The organism is Paraglaciecola arctica, assembly GCF_018861065.1.
Lineage (GTDB): Bacteria > Pseudomonadota > Gammaproteobacteria > Enterobacterales > Alteromonadaceae > Paraglaciecola > Paraglaciecola arctica_B.
Genome location: NZ_JAHKQO010000049.1, coordinates 47271 through 66645, shown reverse-complemented (window position 1 = coordinate 66645; position 19375 = coordinate 47271). Strand labels below are relative to the sequence as shown.

Genomic DNA, 19375 nt, shown 5'->3' with positions numbered 1-19375 from the left:
GTGAATTTTGGGATAATAAAAAAATGTATAAAAAACACCAATACCTGCTACTCCAAGGGAATTACGGCTTATGACAAAATTGCCTTTATATGAAAAAGTTGGTTATGCAATGGGCGATGCCGCAGCCAACTTAGTTTGGCGAGGCGCCCTCGCCTATTTAGCGGTTTTCTATACAGACACATTTGGCTTGGCGGCCTCAGCGGCTGCCGTTCTATTTTTGGTGGTTCGACTATCGGATGGTGTCACAGACATCATTATGGGTATGATCGCCGATCGAACTAATACTTCTTGGGGCAAATTTCGTCCTTGGATATTGTGGTCTACACCATTTTTATGTCTATTTATGGTGTTATGTTTTAGCACTCCCGATTTCTCAGAAAGCGGAAAATTAGTCTATGCCTACGTAACTTATATCGGCCTTACATTGGCGTATACGGTCAACAATGTGCCCTACTCAGCTTTGATGGGTGTAATGACAGACGACGACAATGAGCGAACCTCTTTGTCTGGGTTCAGATTTGCGGGCGCCTTTCTCGGTGGCCTTTTTGTTATGGGATTTTTACCCACTTTGGTCGAGACCTTAGGTAAAGGCGATGATGTCGTAGGTTACCAATATACCATGTATGTGTTTGCAGGCTTATTAATGGCGCTTATGGTGATATCAGTCGCCACCACTAAAGAGCGTGTCATTCCGATTCAAAAAGTGGAGAAGAGTCTCGGCTCTGAACTTCAAGATCTCGGTAAACAGTTGCCGTTTATTTTGATGCCTCTGATTGTTATGACGTTGTTTTTCTATTACCGCAACTGGCAAACAGGTATTTTATTTATTGCAGTTATGTCTGTTATGACTTGGTTTGTAAGAAGGTTACTTAAGGCCAACAAACAAAATACCGCAAAAGAAGGGTCAGGTGTTCAACAAGACATGTTGGATCTTATCACCAATAAACCTTGGTTAATTTTGTTAGGTATCGGTTTTCTCACTATGATGTTCAACGGCATAAAATATGGCGTGATTGCCTACTACTTCAAATATTACGTAGGTGATGAATTACTGGTTGGCCAATACTTTATCGCTCTTTTGGTAGTGTCTATTCTAGGTGCCTTATCTACGAGTTATTTAGCCAATAGGCTAGGCAGAAAAACCCTGTTTATCGTTGCCTTGTTATTGAGCAGCATTCTCACCAGCGGCTTCTATTGGTTGCCAGGCACAGACGTTACGCAAATATTTATTCTTGGTTGTAGCGCCGAATTTTTTGCGGCCATGATGCCCACATTGTTCTTCTCTATGCTTGGCGACTCTGCTGATTACAACGAATGGCGCAATGGTAGACGCGCTACAGGACTCATTTATTCAGCAGGTACCTTCGTTCAAAAAACCGGTAGTGGCTTTGCAGGAGCGCTCATGTTGGTGGTGTTAGCAAGTTATGGCTATAACGGCATGGACCCCAGTACAGTAGAAGCTTCATTACCCGGAATGACCTTATTGATGAGCTTTATTCCAGCAGCTTTTGGTCTTGCTGCTGCCGCTTTGATGTCTTTTTACCCTATCACTGAACAAAAACAAAAACTGATGAATGAAGAATTAATCGCTCGTCGAACTGCAGTCAACACTGCCATTTAATCTTTCGAGGACGAAACTATGTATTTAAAATTTTTTTCCAACTATTACCTAAAGAGATAAGTAACCATGTCTAAAAAAACTACGAGCAACAACGAAAAATTTGGTTATTTTGATGATCTGAATCATGAGTATGTAATTACGACTCCCTACACGCCTACTCCATGGATAAATTATTTAGGTAACGATGGGTTTTATGGATTAATTTCCAATACCGCAGGCGGATATTGCTTTGACCGGGACCCGAAGTTTCGGCGTTTAACTCGTTATAGATATAATAGTGTGCCGCTGGACAATGGAGGTCGATATTTTTACATTGGCTGCAACGGCGAATATTGGTCTGCCACTGGACGTCCTGTTAATACGGAGCTTGACGAATACACATGTCGCCACGGTATGGGATACAGCCGCTTTAATGCCAGTAAAAATAACATAGCGACTGAAGTGACCAGTTTTATTCCACTTGGTACCAAGGCGGAAGTACATCGTTTAGTGGTAACCAATAATTCAGATTCTGAACAGTCAGTCGACGTATTTTCATTTATTGAATGGTGCCTATGGAATGCCGAAGATGATGGTGCAAATTTTCAACGCAATTTATCCACTGGTGAAGTTGAGGTTGAAGACAGCATCATTTACCACAAAACCGAATATCGAGAACGCCGTAATCACTATGCGTTTTATTCCGTCAATCGCAAATTAGATGGGTTCGAAACCGATAGAGAGAGTTTTCTTGGTCCTTATAGAGGTTTTGATAGGCCTTTAAGCGTAGAAAAAGGCCAAGCCAACAATTCAATCGCTCGAGGTTGGTCGCCCATTGCTTCACACCACCTTAAGTTACAGCTAGCTGCCGGTGAAAGCCAGTCACTCATGTTTGTTCTTGGATATTGTGAGCTTGAAGCAGACCAAAAATGGGCGGCACCAAATGTGATTAACAAAGCCCCCGCAAAAGCCATGAGCGAGCGCTTTGACAGCGACCAAAAAGTAACGGCTGAATTAAGAAAGCTACATGACTACTGGCATAACCTGCTTGGAAAATTCCAAGTTGAAACTCCCGATAAAAAATTCAATAGAGCGGTGAATATTTGGAACCAATACCAAAATATGGTGACATTCAATTTATCTCGAAGTGCTTCATTTTATGAATCGGGTATTGGTCGCGGCATGGGTTTCAGAGATTCCAATCAAGACACTATCGGTTTTGCGCATATGGTGCCAGAAAAAGTCAAAGAGCGGATCTTAGATTTATCAGCGACACAAAAAACCGATGGCTCTGCCTACCATCAATATCAGCCATTGACCAAAAAAGGGAATGCCGATATTGGTGGAAATTTTAATGATGATCCAATGTGGATGGTGTTATCTACCGCTAACTATATTAAAGAAACGGGTGACTTCAGCATCTTAGATGAAGTTGTTCCTTTCGATAGTGATATGAGTAACACCGCAAGCCACTTTGAGCATTTAGAGCGGGCATTTAATCATGTAGTAAATAATCTTGGTCCTCATGGATTACCATTAATTGGTCGTGCAGATTGGAATGACTGTCTTAATTTAAACTGCTTCTCTGAAAACCCCAATGAGTCTTATCAAACCACGCAGCGAGGTGCGTCTGACGTGGCCGAGTCAGTGATGATTGCGGGGCAATTTGTATTATATGGTCAGGAGTTTGTCGATTTATGTGTGCAAATTGGAAAACAGCAATTAGCAGAAAGTTGCTTGACTGAAGTCGATAAAATGCGCAAAACCATTGAGCAACATGCCTGGGACGGTGAGTGGTTCTTGCGAGCCTTTGACGCTAATGGTGATAAAGTTGGCAGTAACGACAACGCTGAAGGCAAAATTTTTATTGAATCCCAAGGTTTTTGTGCCATGGCTGGCATAGGATTCGATGATGGAAAAGCGCTGCAGGCCATGAATTCAGTTGAAAACCATTTATCAACGGATTTCGGCATTATGCTTAATCAACCAGCGTTTACTCAATACAACAAATATTTAGGTGAGATCACTTCCTATCCACCTGGATACAAAGAAAACGCTGGGATTTTTTGTCACAACAACCCGTGGATCACTATATCAGAAGCGATGTTAGGTCGTGGAGAGAAAGCCTATGAGTATTACAGCAAAATAACCCCTGCATTTTTGCAAGACGTTCAGCAATTACATAAAACCGAACCTTATGTTTATAGTCAAATGATTGCGGGGGCTGATTCAGCTCATCCAGGAGAAGCGAAAAACTCATGGTTAACAGGAACAGCAGCGTGGAATTACTACGCTGCTACCCAGTACATTCTAGGCATTCGTCCAGTTTATGCTGGTTTGCGCATTGATCCTTGTATCTTGCCAAGCTGGGATAAAGTGACCATGAGTAGAGCCTTTAGAGGCGCGACTTACACAATTGAGTTGCGCAATCCCTCTGGTTTAAGTAAGGGATTAATAGAACTTGAAGTAGACGGCCAGAAAATTGCTGGAGACACGTTAGACCCTAACGTTTACTCTAATCAACACCATGTCATCGCCACAATTTGCAAAGAGAATTAATCATGAAAACACTATTATTTAGCGCATTTGTCATGACCCTATTTGTAAACTTTCAAAGTTTCGCCGCGACTTCAGAATCGAAAAAACAGAACAATTGGTGGGGCGAGCCCTACCCGAGCCAATTTGACAGTAAACAATTGAAAAACAAATTGGATTTAATTTCAGTGCAAGGAAATAAACTCGTTGATGAATCGGGTAAGCAGTTTATTTTCAGGGGTGTAAATATTGCTGATCCCGATAAACTCTTGCGAGAAGGCCAATGGTCAGAGAAATTATTTAAAGAACTCAAAGCATGGGGCGCCAACGTGGTTCGTTTGCCCATTCATCCTGTGTCTTGGCAAGGACATGGCAAAAATGCTTACTTCAAGCTAATCGACCAAGCAGTTATTTGGGCCAACGCGCAACAGATGTATGTCATCATTGATTGGCACTCAATTGGTTATTTGCCTGCCGAACTATTTCAACACCCGATGTACGATACCACCATGAAAGAAACTCGTACATTTTGGAAAGACATTGCTTTTCGTTACGCCGGCGTTCCCACCGTGGCCGTGTACGAACTGTTTAATGAGCCAACAGATCAAGGAGGTCGCTCTGGCAAAGCCAATTGGCTTGAGTGGAAAGCCTTCAACGAAGAGTTAATTGACATAATTTATGCCCACGATGAAAAAGTTATTCCACTAGTGGCTGGATTTAACTGGGCTTACGATTTGCGACCTATTCAGAAAAACCCTGTGGATCGCAAAGGTATCGCCTACACCGCACATCCCTATCCACAAAAAGCTAAACCAAAAGACAAAACTAAAGAAAATTTCTTCGTTTTATGGGATGAAGTGTGGGGCTTTGCTTCAAAAGACTATCCGCTAATAGCCACAGAAATAGGTTGGGTCAACGCTGATGGCAAAGGGGCACATATACCTGTCATTAACGATGGTTCTTATGGACCACATATTATCGAATTTATGCAACACAGAAATATATCTTGGGTGGCATGGGTATTCGACCCTGATTGGTCACCTACTATGATCAGCGACTGGGATTTTACCCCAACTCAACAAGGAACGTTTTTTAAGAAAGAGATGCAGAAGCACCAATAAATCACCTCAAATGAGCCTAATTTAGTTAGCTAAATTAGGCTTTGCTCATTCGAATATGCCGAATACGATAATCCAATGTAGTGATATTGAATTATTTTGGAGCTTTCCCGGTACTACCTCTGAGTTTTAATTCAAAAGGTAAATAACGTCTACCAGGCTCTACTACTTGCCCTTTTAATTGTTTTAATAACAATTCAATACAGGTACTACCAATCTCATTCAGCGGTTGATGGACTGTAGTCAAAGAAGGCGTCACATACTTAGCGTAATTAATATCATCAAAACCCATCACTGAGATATCATCAGGAACCACAAACCCCTGCTTTTGCAAAAACTTCATGACACCAATTGCCATGTCATCGTTAAAACAGAAAATGGCTGTAGGCCTTTGTGGTAATAGCAATAACTGACTAGCGCAATCCATACCCGACTCTACAACGTAGTCACCTTCCAATTGTAACGCGCTATCAAGTTCAATTCCGGCCTCTTTTAGAGCCAATTGATAGCCCTCTAACCGTTCATTTGAACTTGCAATGTCGTCTGGACCAGTAATCGCAGCAATCCGTTTATGTCCAAGGGAAATCAAATAATCAATGGCTGATTTTGCCGCGGCGACATTATCCACTGCAACTTGCACGACTTCGTCAGAATCAATTCTTTCATTGCCATTAACCATAGGCGGCAATTGTTCTAATAACGATTTATTAGGATCAGTTTTAAAAGGTATGCGGGAACAAAACAATAAAATACCGTCAGCCTGGCCGTGACTCACTAAATCGGCGTAATGCTGCTCCCTTTCTTCTAATCCTTGGGTGTCACCCAACAAAACTGAATAACCTGCGCTTTGAGCACCCTGCTCAATCGCTCTAATTATTCCCGCATTAACTGGGTTTGTGATATCTGGAATAATCGCTACTATGTTGCCGCTTTTGCGAGTTCGTAAACTGGCCCCCATGCGGTTTGGCCGATAACCCACTTCATCGATGACTTTTTTGACTTTATTTAAGGTTTTTTTAGACACCATATCAGGCGCGCTAAATACTCTAGAGACTGTCGCGGGAGAGACGTTTGCCAAAGCAGCAATGTCTTTTATTCCTAAATTTGCCACAAAAAAACCTCCTAAATAAAATCAACATCATAGGGTAACATGTAAATCGATTTCAGTTTACTAAATGGCTTATTTATAAAGTATTTTTTAGAAGACATAGTCGTATTTAGAAAAACTTTGGTCAGTGTCATTAAAATTCAAATTTAACGCTATCCTTCTGTTCATTCTTTCAACTTTAGTGACGACTTAACGCTTTGTATTTTATAGAAAAACAATTAAAATTTTGCGATATGGATTAAGCGTACGGCGCCAATAGCTCAAAAAATTAAGTAATCGATTACAAAATTTTAATAAGCTGTGAATCAAGAAACATTTGTTTATGTTAAAAGAACAGGGAGTATTTAGGAGGATAAATCAAAACGAATTAAGGGGTAGCGTTAACCCATTAGTGTTGTGAGTATTATGGAATTTAATCAAAACGGTTTTATCTATATACACTTATCACTTTTCATTCGATAGGCTGTACGATTTGAATCTGTTGAAATAATCATTTCGCCGTTAGCCAGCTTGATAATTTGGTCGACTAACATTAGACCTGAAGGTATTTCAAAATCACCAGTACTACCCAACACAATATTGGTTAGTTGCCCGTTTTGAATATTCCAGATACCGTTTATAACAACAGAAGTGTTTTGGCAGGTCGCATCCTTAAACTGCCGATGAATCGCTGTGCCGTCTTTTTTATATTCAGTTATAAACCACTGCTCACCAAAATATTCGTCTTGTTGTCCTGTAATCCAACTTCCAATAATCTCCTTTTGAAGGTCTGAGTCATTACACATACCAAACGAAGAAAACAGAATTAAAAACAACATGATAAATTTCAAATTGGCTCCGAGCTGTAAATTAAAATTGCATTGCCTTAAAAGCGGCAAAAAAACTGCTGCATAAAATAAGTGAGGAATGAACAAAAGCCAACCTCTTTTTAACTTTTTAGATAACTTTTTATAACTAAGATCAAAGAAATCACAAATATCTATAGGTTTCCATGACGAGATTACATCTATAGCTGACATTGTGAGCCGGTAGGATTAATTTTACGGGTTAGTTTTTGTGATTAGGATATTAATTCTACATTACACCAGACTTTTTAATTGTACTTACCTAATAGCTATGCATTAATTGTCTATTCAGGTCTTTAATACATTATGCATTACTCCCTACAGAGCTTATCAATCGAGACTGAAACGTTTTGACTCAAACCTCATATGTGGGAACTCGTTCGAATATTACCCCTACCATGTATGTTCACCATCAATCCATGTACTGATAACATTTTGCTGATGATCTAGCGACACAAGACTCGCTTGATACCCTGGCTTAATATAGCCAAATTGATTATCAAGCCCCATTGCTTTAGCAGGATATAATGACGCCATACGCACGGCCTCCATCCAGTCAACACGAGCAAATTTCATGGCGTTTTTAATCGCAGCATTCATATCTAAGTCAGACCCTGCTAACGAGCCAGCCGCGTTGGTACAACGCCCATCAATGGCGTAAATAGTTTCACCATCGAGTACAAAAGATTTCTCGGTTGCACCCACTGTAGACATAGCGTCGGTCACTAAAATTGCACCGCCTGTTTGTTTTGCTGCCACAGCGACGCGAAAAGCCGCCGGGTGCATATGAAATCCATCGGCAATAATGCCGAACCAACTATGCTCGTCATTTAGCGCCGCGCCAACCATGCCAGGCGCACGACTTTGTAACGGTGTCATGGCATTGTATAAGTGGGTAAAGCCCGTTAAGCCGGCATCTAACGCCTCGCAGGTTTGGTCGTAATCAGCGCCAGTATGCCCAGCAGAAATCACCACACCTTTGTCACCAATACGTTTGATCATTGTGGTAGTAGTTAATTCTGGCGCAATAGTGATTAATGTCTTACCTACTTTTAATGAGGTAATAATCTCAAAACCTTGCTCGTCAATAAGGCAAAACTTTTCTTCATCGTGGGCACCTTTGCGCTCGGGGTTTAGAAAAGGACCTTCTAGGTGCACCCCTAAAATTCCCGGAACCCCCTCTTCTATCGCCTGGGTTACGGCAGTAATGGCTTGTCGCATCATGTCATAACTATCAGTTATCAAAGTGGGAAAAAAACCAGTGGTACCATACTGACGATGTGCATTGGCTATGGTCCGTAACCCCTCAACAGTAGGCATATTATTAAACATTACGCCACCGCCGCCATTAACCTGTAGATCAATAAAACCAGGCACCAAATAATGACCAGCTAGGTCAAAGTCAACTTCGATATTTTCGGGTAATTGCTCTTGTGGCAATACCTGCAACACTTTATTGCCATCAATAATCACAGCATGATCTTTGAGTAGCGTTTCACCATTAAAGACATGGCCATTGATAATTGATTTAATCATTTATGTGAATAATCCAGATTGTTAGTTAATTTTGCTCGACTGCGCTATTGGCATTATCTCGCCCAAGTATCGCGGCTCCGCGAACACCACTTGAATCACCATACATTGCAGCCACAACGGGAGGCGCAATGACGCCATTAAAAAAATACTTTTGCATAACGTTAGGAAGACGAGCATAAATCTCGGCAATATTAGAGACCCCTCCCCCCAAAACAATAATATCGGGATCATACATAAGGGTTAGCTGAGCGAAATAACAGCCTAAACAATCGATATAAACGTCCATCACCTCAATGGCTGGTGCTTCATTATTTCTACAAGCCTCTACCAACATAGGTACTGAAGTGTATTTAGTATTAAAATGTGAACACATCCATAACAAGCCGGGGCCTGCAAGATATGTCTCAACACAACCGACTAAGCCGCAACCACATTGACGTAACGGAAATTGGTAACGTTGCTGCAGTACTGCTGGCAAAGAAACATGACCGAATTCACAAGACACATTTTGTTTGCTCTTATAAAGTTGTCCAGCGACACACAAACCGCCAGCAAGACCAGTTCCAAGCACTACGCCCAAAGCATTATCTTTACTATGCGCTGCACCGCCGCGAGCCTCAGATAATGCAAATGCCTTCACGTCATTTTCGAACGCGACTACTCGACCTAGCTTTGCACAGGTATCCGTAACAATTAATTGACCGTTAACGCTGCCAATATTAGCCGAAACAGAACGTCCTTGATTGTCCAAATAGCCCGGAAAGCCAATACCTACCGTTCCTTTTTTATTGCACTTTTGGTCAGCCTCCACAACCATTTGAGCAATAGCGGACAACAATGCTTGATAGTCATTTTGAGGGGTTGGCATGCGCCACGACTCGACTCGTTCGAGTTGCGAATCAAATATTGCCAGTTCAATTTTTGTACCACCAATATCAAGTCCATAATGCATAGGTTCAGAATTTAAATTTTGACTAACCACGACTCCACTGCCTCAATTTATGGCCCTTAACCGCGTAAAAAATAATAAATACATAACAAGGGAGCATTATCCAATAAGCACTTTGAGCATTACCGGAAGCCTCAACTAAGATTCCATAAAGCAAAGGTAGCAATGCACCACCAGAAATTCCCATAATAAGTAAAGCAGAAGCGGTACTGGTGTCCTTTTGATTCAATCCGCTAAGTGCTAATGGCCAAATAGCTGGCCACACCAAAGCGTTAGCCAAACCAAAGAGCGCCACATACAATACCGCATTTGGAATAGCCGGTAATCCTGTCCAAGCAAATAGCATGTCCCATATTCCATTGGAATTCACACTGGCATTCAGAAGTAGTACAGTTAATAACACACCTAAAATGGCAGAAATGGCCAAGGCTTTTCCTTGACTAAGCCAGCGAGGAATAACCAACAGCCCTAAAATATACCCCAGCACCATAAATCCCATAGTATATGAAGTCATCTGTCCAAAATTGCTCACACCTAACTCTTTACTAAACAATCCAATGGTATCACCAGCTACCACTTCAGCTCCCACATAGAAAAACAGCGCGATTGCTCCAAGTATCACCTGTGGTTTCTGTAAAATACTGCTACTACTGTCATCTTCGATGGAGGAAGTTTCCTCATCTGAATTGACACTTGGAAGCGGCATCATTTTGATAAAGATACCAAGTAACAACAACATAATGGCCATCATCAAATATGGGGTAACCAACCGAGAAGAAAGTTCAGCAAGCTCCAACGCTTTTTGCTCTGCACCTAAAGATGCTAAACGCGTTTCTGTAAACTGTGACATGTCGGTTAATATAAATGCAGTAAATACCAAAGGCGCAATCACCCCTGCCCCTTTATTTAGAATGCCCATAATACTAATACGCACGGCTGCCGATTCACGTGGGCCAAGTAGTACAATATAAGGATTCGACGCCGTTTGCAGAATAGTTAACCCCGCTCCCAACATAAATAATGCTACCAAAAACACAGCATATTCTCTGGTATAAGCGGCTGGAATAAAGGTTAATGCACCTACCACCATCACAAATAGTCCTAATACCATCCCCTCCTTAAAGCCCGTTTTTCGCAGTATATAAGACATGGGTAAAGCCATAACTGTGTAGGAAATATAAAAGGCCATAGTTACAAAATAGGCTTCAATATGGTCGAGTTCACAGGCAATTTGCAAGAACGGGATCAACGAACCGTTGAGCCAAGTGACAAAACCAAACATGAAGAACAGCGAACCTATAATCAACATAGGCATTAAAGTGGAAGAAGGTTTATTTGTAGTACTCATACGGCATCCAATTTATTGTTTTTATTAAAATTTAAATGAAATAGTAATCTGATTATTGTTTTTTTATCACAGACCTTTTACACACAGAATCCACAACAAAAATCAATCAGATATAACACTGAAAAAAAGTCACTCAGTCAAGTTAATGTTATGCAGTAGCGAGTTAAAACCTGCTACTTCATCCCAGGTGTTTTTATTGGCAAATTGAATACTATACTCAGGACGATTCGCAATAATCCCATTATTACTAATATCCGCAATATGTAATGACATGCTGTATTCGCCCGCTTTCACAGTAGTGGGCAATAGTAGCTCTTCCTTAATTGCAATAGTTTGTTCAGGGCGCCATTGCCTAATATCGTATTGCGAATGATCTAACGCAATATAGAATGTTTCACCACTTATTTTATGGGTAAACACGACTCGTAATTCCATTGGAAACATCGGTGAGGTAAAACCCAAATTTTGAATTTCCAAATAAAATGGAACGGGTTGACCTATAGTTGCAGACTCCGGTAATCGTGCCTCACGCATACTTAAACGGTAACCTAAGCGAAGCTTAACATCGGCCATACAACTTTCGTCTTGCCAGTCATTATTCACTTTATTGTTATAGGCAGAATTTAGATAGGTGAAATTGAAACGGTCAATTGTGTCCACCACACCGCCACTACAATCATTTTGTGGTGAATAATCGTCATCATGGCAAGTCTCGCCACCTACTAGGGTGTACAAACTGTTCTGAGCTTGGTGCTCTTTTAATGTTTGCACAACATTGTCATTATTAATGGGCGCCTGCGAGGATGTGCCATAGTCAGCATAAGTTCCCCAGTCATCTTCGGTTGCTAAAAAACAATCATTATACAGGCCAAGTCTGGACGCATCGCTGCCATCAAACGCCTCTTCTTCAGAAAGAGCTGCAGACGTAACAGCCGCGCCTACGCCATGCACAAACTTTTGAATTAACTGCGGCTTACGTACTTGAACACTGATGTCTTTGGGTACAGAGTCTAAAATCGCTTTAACCACTTCGATTCGATCACGCCAGTTTTCGTCATAAATGGTACCCTGAGCGTCAAAGTCACCAAAATGATCTGTAAACATCATTTCACCCCAAGTGCCAATAAATCCAGCCTGCCAAGTCAATAACACATCATGATTATGACTCAGTATTTTTGACACTTGTTGGATATGAGCCAACACAATTTTTTTATTTGCATCACCATAAGGAGGGCATATCCACGCACCACAGTCGCCAGTAGGAGGTACGTTGTTATAGGAAAAGCGAACAATAATTTTAACACCTGCTTGTCTAGCAATATCAAAATCACCTTGTAGCTGCTGCAAAAACTCAGCCGATAAGGTCTCGGTAGTAACAAAGGAATCTAGAATATATTGGCGTAACAAAATAGAATGCTTAATTTCATAATTGCCATCTGTTGGCGTAGTGAAATTATTGCGAAGGTTTAAGGCTTCATCTAGTTTTAGCGGCTCAAAATCACTCGACTTAGTTGCATATGGATAATAAAAACCTCTTCCTGGATTCACTATATCAGCGTTAGATACTGCGTATTTGATGACTGAGGGTTGTGATTTCTTTTCACTTTGTTGTACTTTATTACTCGCTCCGCACCCTAATAAACCTAAAAGAACCAGTAAAATTAACCAAGGTCTATTGTGAATTTCCTTGATCATTTTAGATGCTATTTTCAATACCATGAACCCGCCAATAACAATTTAATTATCAAGCAGTGTATCTATCAATCTGGATACAATCAACCCAAAATGAAAGCAAAACAACAAAATGAAATCATCAATGCAATGGTAAAGTGAAAAATGTAAATCTATAAAATTTGAGATTGCCAGCGCTTATACACTTTTTCCTATGTAAACGTTCTACTATCCAAGGTCTAAAGCAGCATATTACACCTCATGAATTAAGGTAAAACCAAGCTTGAGGCACATGGCATTCGATTACCATGAAATCCGCATTTTATTTTATACACGGGAATTTTTACGTATTTACAATAAATCGGCAATGCTTCATTATGTTTTGATTGAAACTTATTCACAAACCATTAATATGGTCTCTAAAAATGACTAATCTAAATTCATTTTAATATCTCGATAGGAAATAATAATGCAAAGAAGAGATTTTATGGTTAAAACACTTGCAAGTGCAGCAATCGCAACTGCATCGCCGGCAATGACTTTCGCAATGGGAAAAAGTCCAGATAAAATCAGATTAGGATTTATAGGCATAGGAGCCAGGGGTACAGGGCAACTAGCACTGACTTTGAAACGCAAGGATATAGTGGTGACCGCGGTCTGCGACATTGATAAAGAGCGCGTAACTAATGCTTCACAGATGGTGCAAGACGCAGGTATGCCAAAACCAACAAGCTACGACAACGGCCCCCATGATTATCAAAGGTTACTTGCCTCGAACGAAGTGGACGCTGTCATTATTTCCACCCCTTGGGTCTGGCATACCCCTATGGCAATTGATGCTATGGAAGCCAAAAAAGCCGTTGGACTCGAAGTCGCAGGAGCATTCGATATTCAGGAGTGTTGGGCATTAGTGGATGCCTATGAAAAAACCGGCACTCCCTTTATGATCCTTGAGAATGTCGCTTATCGACGGGATATTATGGCTGTCTTGAATATGGTTAGACAAAACCTCTTTGGTGAAATTATTCACATGCAAGGAGGCTATCAACATGATCTCAGAGAAGTGAAATTCAACAACGGAAAACAGTTATATGGAGGTGGAGTTGAATTTGGAGAAAAAGCTTATAGCGAAGCAAAATGGAGAACAGACCATTCATTGATGAGAAATGGTGATCTCTACCCTACACATGGTTTAGGCCCTGTGGCCAATTATATTGATAATAATCGCGGCAATAGGTTTGTCTATCTGACATCTACCGCATCCAAGGCTAAAGGTCTAAATGAGTATATAGTTGAGCATCCCAAGGGCGGCAAAGACCATCCTAATGCAGAATTAGACTTTTTACTTGGGGACGTAGTCACTACAGTTATTAAATGTGCTAAAGGCGAAACAATAGTCCTCACCCACGATACCAACCTACCCAGACCTTATTCTTTAGGTTTTAGAGTGCAAGGCACCGATGGTATCTGGATGGATCTTAACGATGGAATTTACATCGAAGGTACAAGTCCTCCCCATGAATGGGAGAAAGATGCCGCTTACATGAAGCAATACGATCACCCACTATGGAAAAAATATGAATCAGATACACAGGGAGCGGGTCATGGCGGCATGGACTTCTTTGTAATTCATGCATTTGTAGAAGCACTGAAAGCCAATGAACCTATGCCAATGGACGTCTATGACTGTGTATCTTGGGCGGCGGTAACCTGCCTCACGGAGCAGTCGATTGCCAATGGCAGTGAACCTGTGCAGTTTCCAGATTTTACACGTGGAAAATGGATCACTCGAAAACCAATTTTTGGTTTTGATGACAGGTATTAATTTTTACAACTCATTTGTATAACCTCCAGAGGCGACTTTGGAGGTTTATTTGGTTTAGCATTCCATAGGCATGGATCGTCAGTCAAGAACAGCTGCAACCTACAGATATATCACAAAGTAGAACAACCTAAGTGCCGCTTTCAAGATGCACACAAGTGCCGGCCGATGGCCTAATTTAGTCTCATCTAATACCTCCCTTACAAGACCTATATCCATCATCTTTCATATACTCAATCCCCATGATTAAGCGGATGATTTTTGCATAAAGAACTGCTAAACTTCGCGTCCTTTTTTTCAGCCCTAACTTCTTACAATTAAATTCTATGACAACAACTTTCTCTAGCAGCGATGACACTCGAGACAACAGCCAAATTAAAGTAGTAATTGGTATGTCTGGAGGAGTCGATTCTTCGGTCTCAGCTTATCTTCTTAAAAAACAAGGCTACCAAGTGGAAGGTTTGTTTATGAAAAACTGGGAAGAAGACGACAATGATGAATATTGCGCCGCTGCTGACGACTTAAAAGATGCCCAAGCGGTATCCGATAAGTTAGGAATCACCTTGCATACCATCAATTTTGCGGCCGAGTATTGGGATAACGTGTTCGAATATTTCTTAGCAGAGTATAAAGCAGGTCGAACTCCTAATCCGGATATAATGTGCAACAAAGAAATCAAATTTAAAGCCTTTCTAGAATTTGCGGCTGAAGAGTTAAACGCTGATTATATTGCTACAGGCCACTACGTGCAGCGCTCAAACGATTCGGGTAAGTGGCAGATGCTGCGAGGTTTAGACAACAACAAAGACCAAAGTTACTTCCTGTATACCTTAGGCGAGCAGCATATTGCACAAACTCTTTTTCCTATTGGGCATTTAGAAAAACCACGGGTGCGAGAAATTGCCTTAGAACAAGATTTAGTCACCCACGACAAAAAAGACAGTACCGGTATTTGTTTTATTGGTGAACGTAAATTCAAAGACTTTTTGGCTCAGTACTTACCTGCACAGCCAGGTGAAATTGAAACTGCTGAAGGCAAAATAATTGGCAAACACGAAGGCTTGATGTATCACACCTTGGGCCAACGTAAAGGTCTACTGATTGGTGGCATGAAAGAATACGGTGAAGAGCCTTGGTACGTGGTAGATAAAGACATTGCACGAAATGTGTTAATTGTAGGACAAGGTGCAGACCATCCTAGACTCTATTCAACTGGATTGCTCGCTAATCAGTTACATTGGGTAGATCGCACTGGCCCACAACAAACCATTAAGTGTTCAGTGAAAACCCGCTATCGACAACAAGATATCGCGTGCCAAATTACGCCGAACACAGATGGTAGCCTGTTGGTGAAATTCGACGAACCACAAAAAGCCGTAACGCCTGGACAATCTGCCGTTTTTTATCAAAACGAAATTTGTTTAGGTGGTGGCATAATAGAGAATTATATCCGTTAATGAGTAACAATAATCATCAGCGATTTTACCAAAGCAACATCGCCTTAGCGGGCTTATGTCAAGCAGCGGCATTGGTAAAACAAATCGCCCGAAGTAATGAGTTTGATCAACAGGCGTTAGCGACGTCATTGAATAGTATCGCTATTACTAATTCAGATAATACTGAACAAATATTTGGTGATATCAATTATCTTGGTCTGGGATATCAAACCTTACTTGATCAACTTAGTAATCAATCAACAAACAAAGACGTAGAAGTCACAAGGTATATCGCTAATTTGTTGTCTATTGAGCGCAAGCTTAGTGCAAATAAAAAAGCCATGGCTGCCTTAGGTGAACGTATTTCCAACGTACAGAGACAACAACAACATTTGGAGATTACCAATACCCAAATGTTGAGTAATCTTGCAAGCATTTATACTGATGTCATCAGCCCAGTATCAAGAAAGATTCAAGTGGCGGGTGATCCGGAAATTCTAAAACGCCCAGACAACCAAAATCGCGTTAGAGCGGCATTGTTGGCAGGCATACGAGCAGCGGTTCTATGGCGGCAACTAGGTGGAAAACGCCGACATATATTATTTAGCCGTCAACAAATTGTTGCTAGCGCGCAAAACACTTTAAACAACATAAACACGCCCAATTAGGAGTATTTCATGAATTTATCTGCACTCACTGCTGTTTCCCCAGTAGATGGCCGTTACGGAAGTAAAACAGTTGAGTTAAGACACATATTTAGTGAATTTGGTTTGCTAAAATACCGCGTGATTGTTGAAGTTCGTTGGTTACAAAAGTTAGCTGCAACGATCGATATTCAAGAAGTGCCGGCCCTAAGCACTCAAGCCAACACACTCTTAGATAAGGTTGTAAGTGAGTTTTCTGAAGTTGATGCGCAGCGCATTAAAGACATCGAACGGACCACTAATCACGATGTCAAAGCGGTTGAATACTTTCTAAAAGAAAAAGTAGCCGACACTCCTGAATTACAAGCCGTAAACGAATTTATTCACTTTGCTTGCACCTCAGAAGACATCAACAACTTGTCTCACGCTTTGATGTTAAGTGAAGCGCGAGATGAAATAATTTTACCCTACTGTGATAAATTAATTTCTGAATTAAAACGTTTAGCGATTGAACTAAAATCGGTGCCTATGATGGCTCGCACCCATGGACAGCCTGCCTCTCCCACTACTATGGGGAAAGAGATGGCTAACGTGATGATCCGTTTGCAACGTCAACGAGATCAAATCGCACAAGTGCAAATGTTAGGCAAAATTAATGGGGCAGTCGGTAACTACAATGCTCACCTTAGCGCCTATCCTGAAGTAGATTGGCACACCTTTGCCGACGAGTTTGTAAGTAGTTTAGGTGTGACTTTTAATGCCTTTACCACTCAAATAGAACCCCATGATTACATTGCTGAGTTGTTTGACGCTATTGCACGTTTCAATACCATTTTGCTAGATTTTGACCGCGACGTTTGGGGCTATATTGCTCTTGGTCACTTTAAACAAAAAACCATAGCCGGTGAAATTGGTTCATCTACCATGCCTCACAAAGTCAATCCTATTGATTTCGAAAACTCTGAAGGTAACTTAGGCTTAGCTAATGCCATGTTTGCTCACTTGGCCAGTAAGTTACCGGTTTCTAGATGGCAGCGAGACTTAACTGACTCAACCGTACTGAGAAACTTAGGTGTTGGTGTAGGTTATGCTGTTATTGCTTATCAGTCTTCTCTAAAAGGCATCAGCAAACTAGAAGTCAATGAACAGAGTCTGCAAAATGAGCTAGACAATAACTGGGAATTATTAGCCGAACCAGTACAAACCGTAATGCGTCGATATGGTATTGAAAAGCCTTACGAAAAACTCAAAGAGTTAACCCGTGGTAAAAAAGTCAACCAACAAATTATGGCTGATTTTATTGATACTTTAGCGCTTCCAGATAGCGCCAAGGCTCAACTTAAAACATTGACCCCGGCTAACTATATTGGTCGAGCCATCGAATTTGTTGAAGGTATAGAAGGATAATAGTCTCGAGTATTAATACTCCCTAAAAGTCAGTTAAAGACTATACTTAACACCCCGCAACTTTTGAGCAGTAAACAGTAGCGTAGGTATTAGTTAGTTCGATTTTTAAAAGGGATTTAAAATGCTCAAACATTTCTTAAAAATGTGGGTATCGGCGGGGATCGCCAATTACCCACATGAATACTTTACCCCCGTTAGAATTACCAATGTTATTGCCTTTTTGGTCATATTAGTTTCTCTTTGCCAAATTCCTGGCGCCTTATGGTTCTGGGAACAAGCTGGTAACTTTCAATTATTAATCACTGGTTCAACGATCACCCTACTAGTATTTGTTCCTTTCTTAAATCACGCGTCTTGTTATTTACTGGCTAAAACCTGGTTAATTATTGTTTACATATTGAATCTTCTAATCACAAGTTTTTTATGGCAAATGGACTTGTACATTCACTTTTTTTACCTGTTAGCAGTAGTGTGTTGTCCGTTCTTTTTTACTGAGCAAGAATCAAAATTCAAATGGGCGTTTTCAATATTGTTTACAGGCTTGTTTTTACTGACTGAGACTTACTATCAGTTAAACTTAACGACTCAATACAATAACGCGCAGCAAAGTTTCAAATTTGCGAGTGCAGCCCTATTGGCGTTAGCCAGTTTACTTTGTAGCTTTCATATTCAAAAAAACGTCAACCGCAGCTGGAAAAAGCTAGCCTTAGAGAAAAAGCGCTCTGAACAACTACTGTTAAATATTCTACCCAATAGTATTGCGCAACGGCTAAAAAGCTCTCCCCATTTAATCGCAGACTATTTCGCCCAGGCCAGCATCTTATTTGCGGATATTCAAAACTTTACGCCTATTTGTAGAACACATACACCACAGGAATTAGTAAAGATATTAAATGAGACTTTTTGTACTTTCGACGAGTTATCACTCAAGTATGGATTAGAAAAAATCAAAACCAGCGGTGATGGATACATGGCCGCTGGTGGATTACCCAAAGCCAACTCATTACATGCCATCCAATGCTGTTTTTGTGCATTAGAAATGCAACAGGCATTTCAAAAAATCAGCCAAAAATATGACTTAAAAACAGGATTACGCATTGGTATTGGCTGCGGTGAGGTGATTGCTGGGATAATAGGTAAAAACAAATTCAGCTATGACATGTGGGGCGAAGCAGTTAATCTAGCGTCACGCATGGAAAGTCATGGTTTATGCAATAAAATTCAAACCACACAATCTACTTACGAGCTAACAAAAAATACCTTCGATTACACCAAAAGAGGGGAAATAGAAATTAAAGGCTTAGGTTTGGTCAATACCTATTGGTTATTAGGCCGTAAACAACTCATTGGATAAAG

General features: G+C 40.8%; 14 protein-coding genes. 8 read left to right on the top strand and 6 right to left on the bottom strand.

Annotated features, from left to right (window positions below):
- Positions 1 to 70 precede the first annotated feature (70 nt).
- The 3 genes from KO534_RS21730 (at position 71) to KO534_RS21720 (ending at position 5256) form a co-directional block, all read left to right on the top strand.
- A complete protein-coding gene (locus KO534_RS21730) occupies positions 71 to 1621 on the top strand; it encodes an MFS transporter (RefSeq protein ID WP_215933290.1) in 1551 nt (516 codons plus the stop codon).
- Positions 1622 to 1687: 66 nt separating this feature from the next.
- Entirely contained in the window at positions 1688 to 4159 is a 2472-nt protein-coding gene (locus tag KO534_RS21725) for a GH36-type glycosyl hydrolase domain-containing protein (RefSeq protein WP_215933288.1), read from the top strand.
- 2 nt (positions 4160 to 4161) lie between these two features.
- Positions 4162 to 5256, top strand: coding sequence for a glycoside hydrolase family 5 protein (locus KO534_RS21720; protein WP_215933286.1), 1095 nt, complete (start codon positions 4162 to 4164; stop codon positions 5254 to 5256).
- Between the two features lie 91 nt (positions 5257 to 5347).
- On the opposite strand, the gene KO534_RS21715 is transcribed toward KO534_RS21720, so the two are convergent.
- The 6 genes from KO534_RS21715 to KO534_RS21690 all read right to left on the bottom strand — a co-directional run bounded on the left by KO534_RS21715 (position 5348) and on the right by KO534_RS21690 (position 12758).
- Positions 5348 to 6364 (bottom strand): LacI family DNA-binding transcriptional regulator, encoded by a 1017-nt coding sequence (locus KO534_RS21715; RefSeq protein WP_215933284.1) that lies wholly within the window; start codon positions 6362 to 6364, stop codon positions 5348 to 5350.
- A 428-nt stretch (positions 6365 to 6792) separates the two neighbouring features.
- Complete coding sequence (locus tag KO534_RS21710) at positions 6793 to 7380, bottom strand: hypothetical protein (protein WP_215933282.1); 588 nt, start codon at positions 7378 to 7380, stop codon at positions 6793 to 6795.
- A gap of 219 nt (positions 7381 to 7599) precedes the next feature.
- Complete coding sequence (nagA, locus tag KO534_RS21705) at positions 7600 to 8742, bottom strand: N-acetylglucosamine-6-phosphate deacetylase (RefSeq protein ID WP_215933280.1); 1143 nt, start codon at positions 8740 to 8742, stop codon at positions 7600 to 7602.
- Between the two features lie 25 nt (positions 8743 to 8767).
- Positions 8768 to 9724: an ROK family protein gene (locus KO534_RS21700; RefSeq protein WP_215933278.1), complete on the bottom strand. Its 957-nt coding sequence runs from the start codon at positions 9722 to 9724 to the stop codon at positions 8768 to 8770.
- Complete coding sequence (locus tag KO534_RS21695) at positions 9717 to 11039, bottom strand: sugar MFS transporter (protein WP_215933276.1); 1323 nt, start codon at positions 11037 to 11039, stop codon at positions 9717 to 9719. The genes KO534_RS21700 and KO534_RS21695 overlap by 8 nt, the downstream gene beginning before the upstream one ends.
- Before the next feature lie 129 nt (positions 11040 to 11168).
- Positions 11169 to 12758 carry a DUF4832 domain-containing protein gene (locus KO534_RS21690; RefSeq protein ID WP_215933274.1) on the bottom strand — a complete coding sequence of 530 codons (1590 nt, stop codon included), beginning with the start codon at positions 12756 to 12758 and terminating at the stop codon, positions 11169 to 11171.
- 421 nt (positions 12759 to 13179) lie between these two features.
- Between KO534_RS21690 and KO534_RS21685 the strand changes: the two genes are divergently transcribed.
- The 5 genes from KO534_RS21685 to KO534_RS21665 all read left to right on the top strand — a co-directional run bounded on the left by KO534_RS21685 (position 13180) and on the right by KO534_RS21665 (position 19373).
- Complete coding sequence (locus tag KO534_RS21685; protein ID WP_215933272.1) at positions 13180 to 14535, top strand: Gfo/Idh/MocA family protein; 1356 nt, start codon at positions 13180 to 13182, stop codon at positions 14533 to 14535.
- Between the two features lie 323 nt (positions 14536 to 14858).
- Positions 14859 to 15989: a tRNA 2-thiouridine(34) synthase MnmA gene (mnmA, locus tag KO534_RS21680; RefSeq protein WP_215933269.1), complete on the top strand. Its 1131-nt coding sequence runs from the start codon at positions 14859 to 14861 to the stop codon at positions 15987 to 15989.
- Positions 15989 to 16636, top strand: coding sequence for a high frequency lysogenization protein HflD (gene hflD / locus KO534_RS21675; protein ID WP_215933267.1), 648 nt, complete (start codon positions 15989 to 15991; stop codon positions 16634 to 16636). The genes mnmA and hflD overlap by 1 nt, the downstream gene beginning before the upstream one ends.
- Before the next feature lie 9 nt (positions 16637 to 16645).
- On the top strand, positions 16646 to 18019 hold the full coding sequence (gene purB / locus KO534_RS21670) for an adenylosuccinate lyase (protein ID WP_215933265.1): 1374 nt from the start codon (positions 16646 to 16648) through the stop codon (positions 18017 to 18019).
- Positions 18020 to 18140: 121 nt separating this feature from the next.
- Positions 18141 to 19373, top strand: a complete 1233-nt coding sequence (locus KO534_RS21665; RefSeq protein ID WP_215933262.1) for an adenylate/guanylate cyclase domain-containing protein — start codon at positions 18141 to 18143, stop codon at positions 19371 to 19373.
- Positions 19374 to 19375 lie beyond the last annotated feature (2 nt).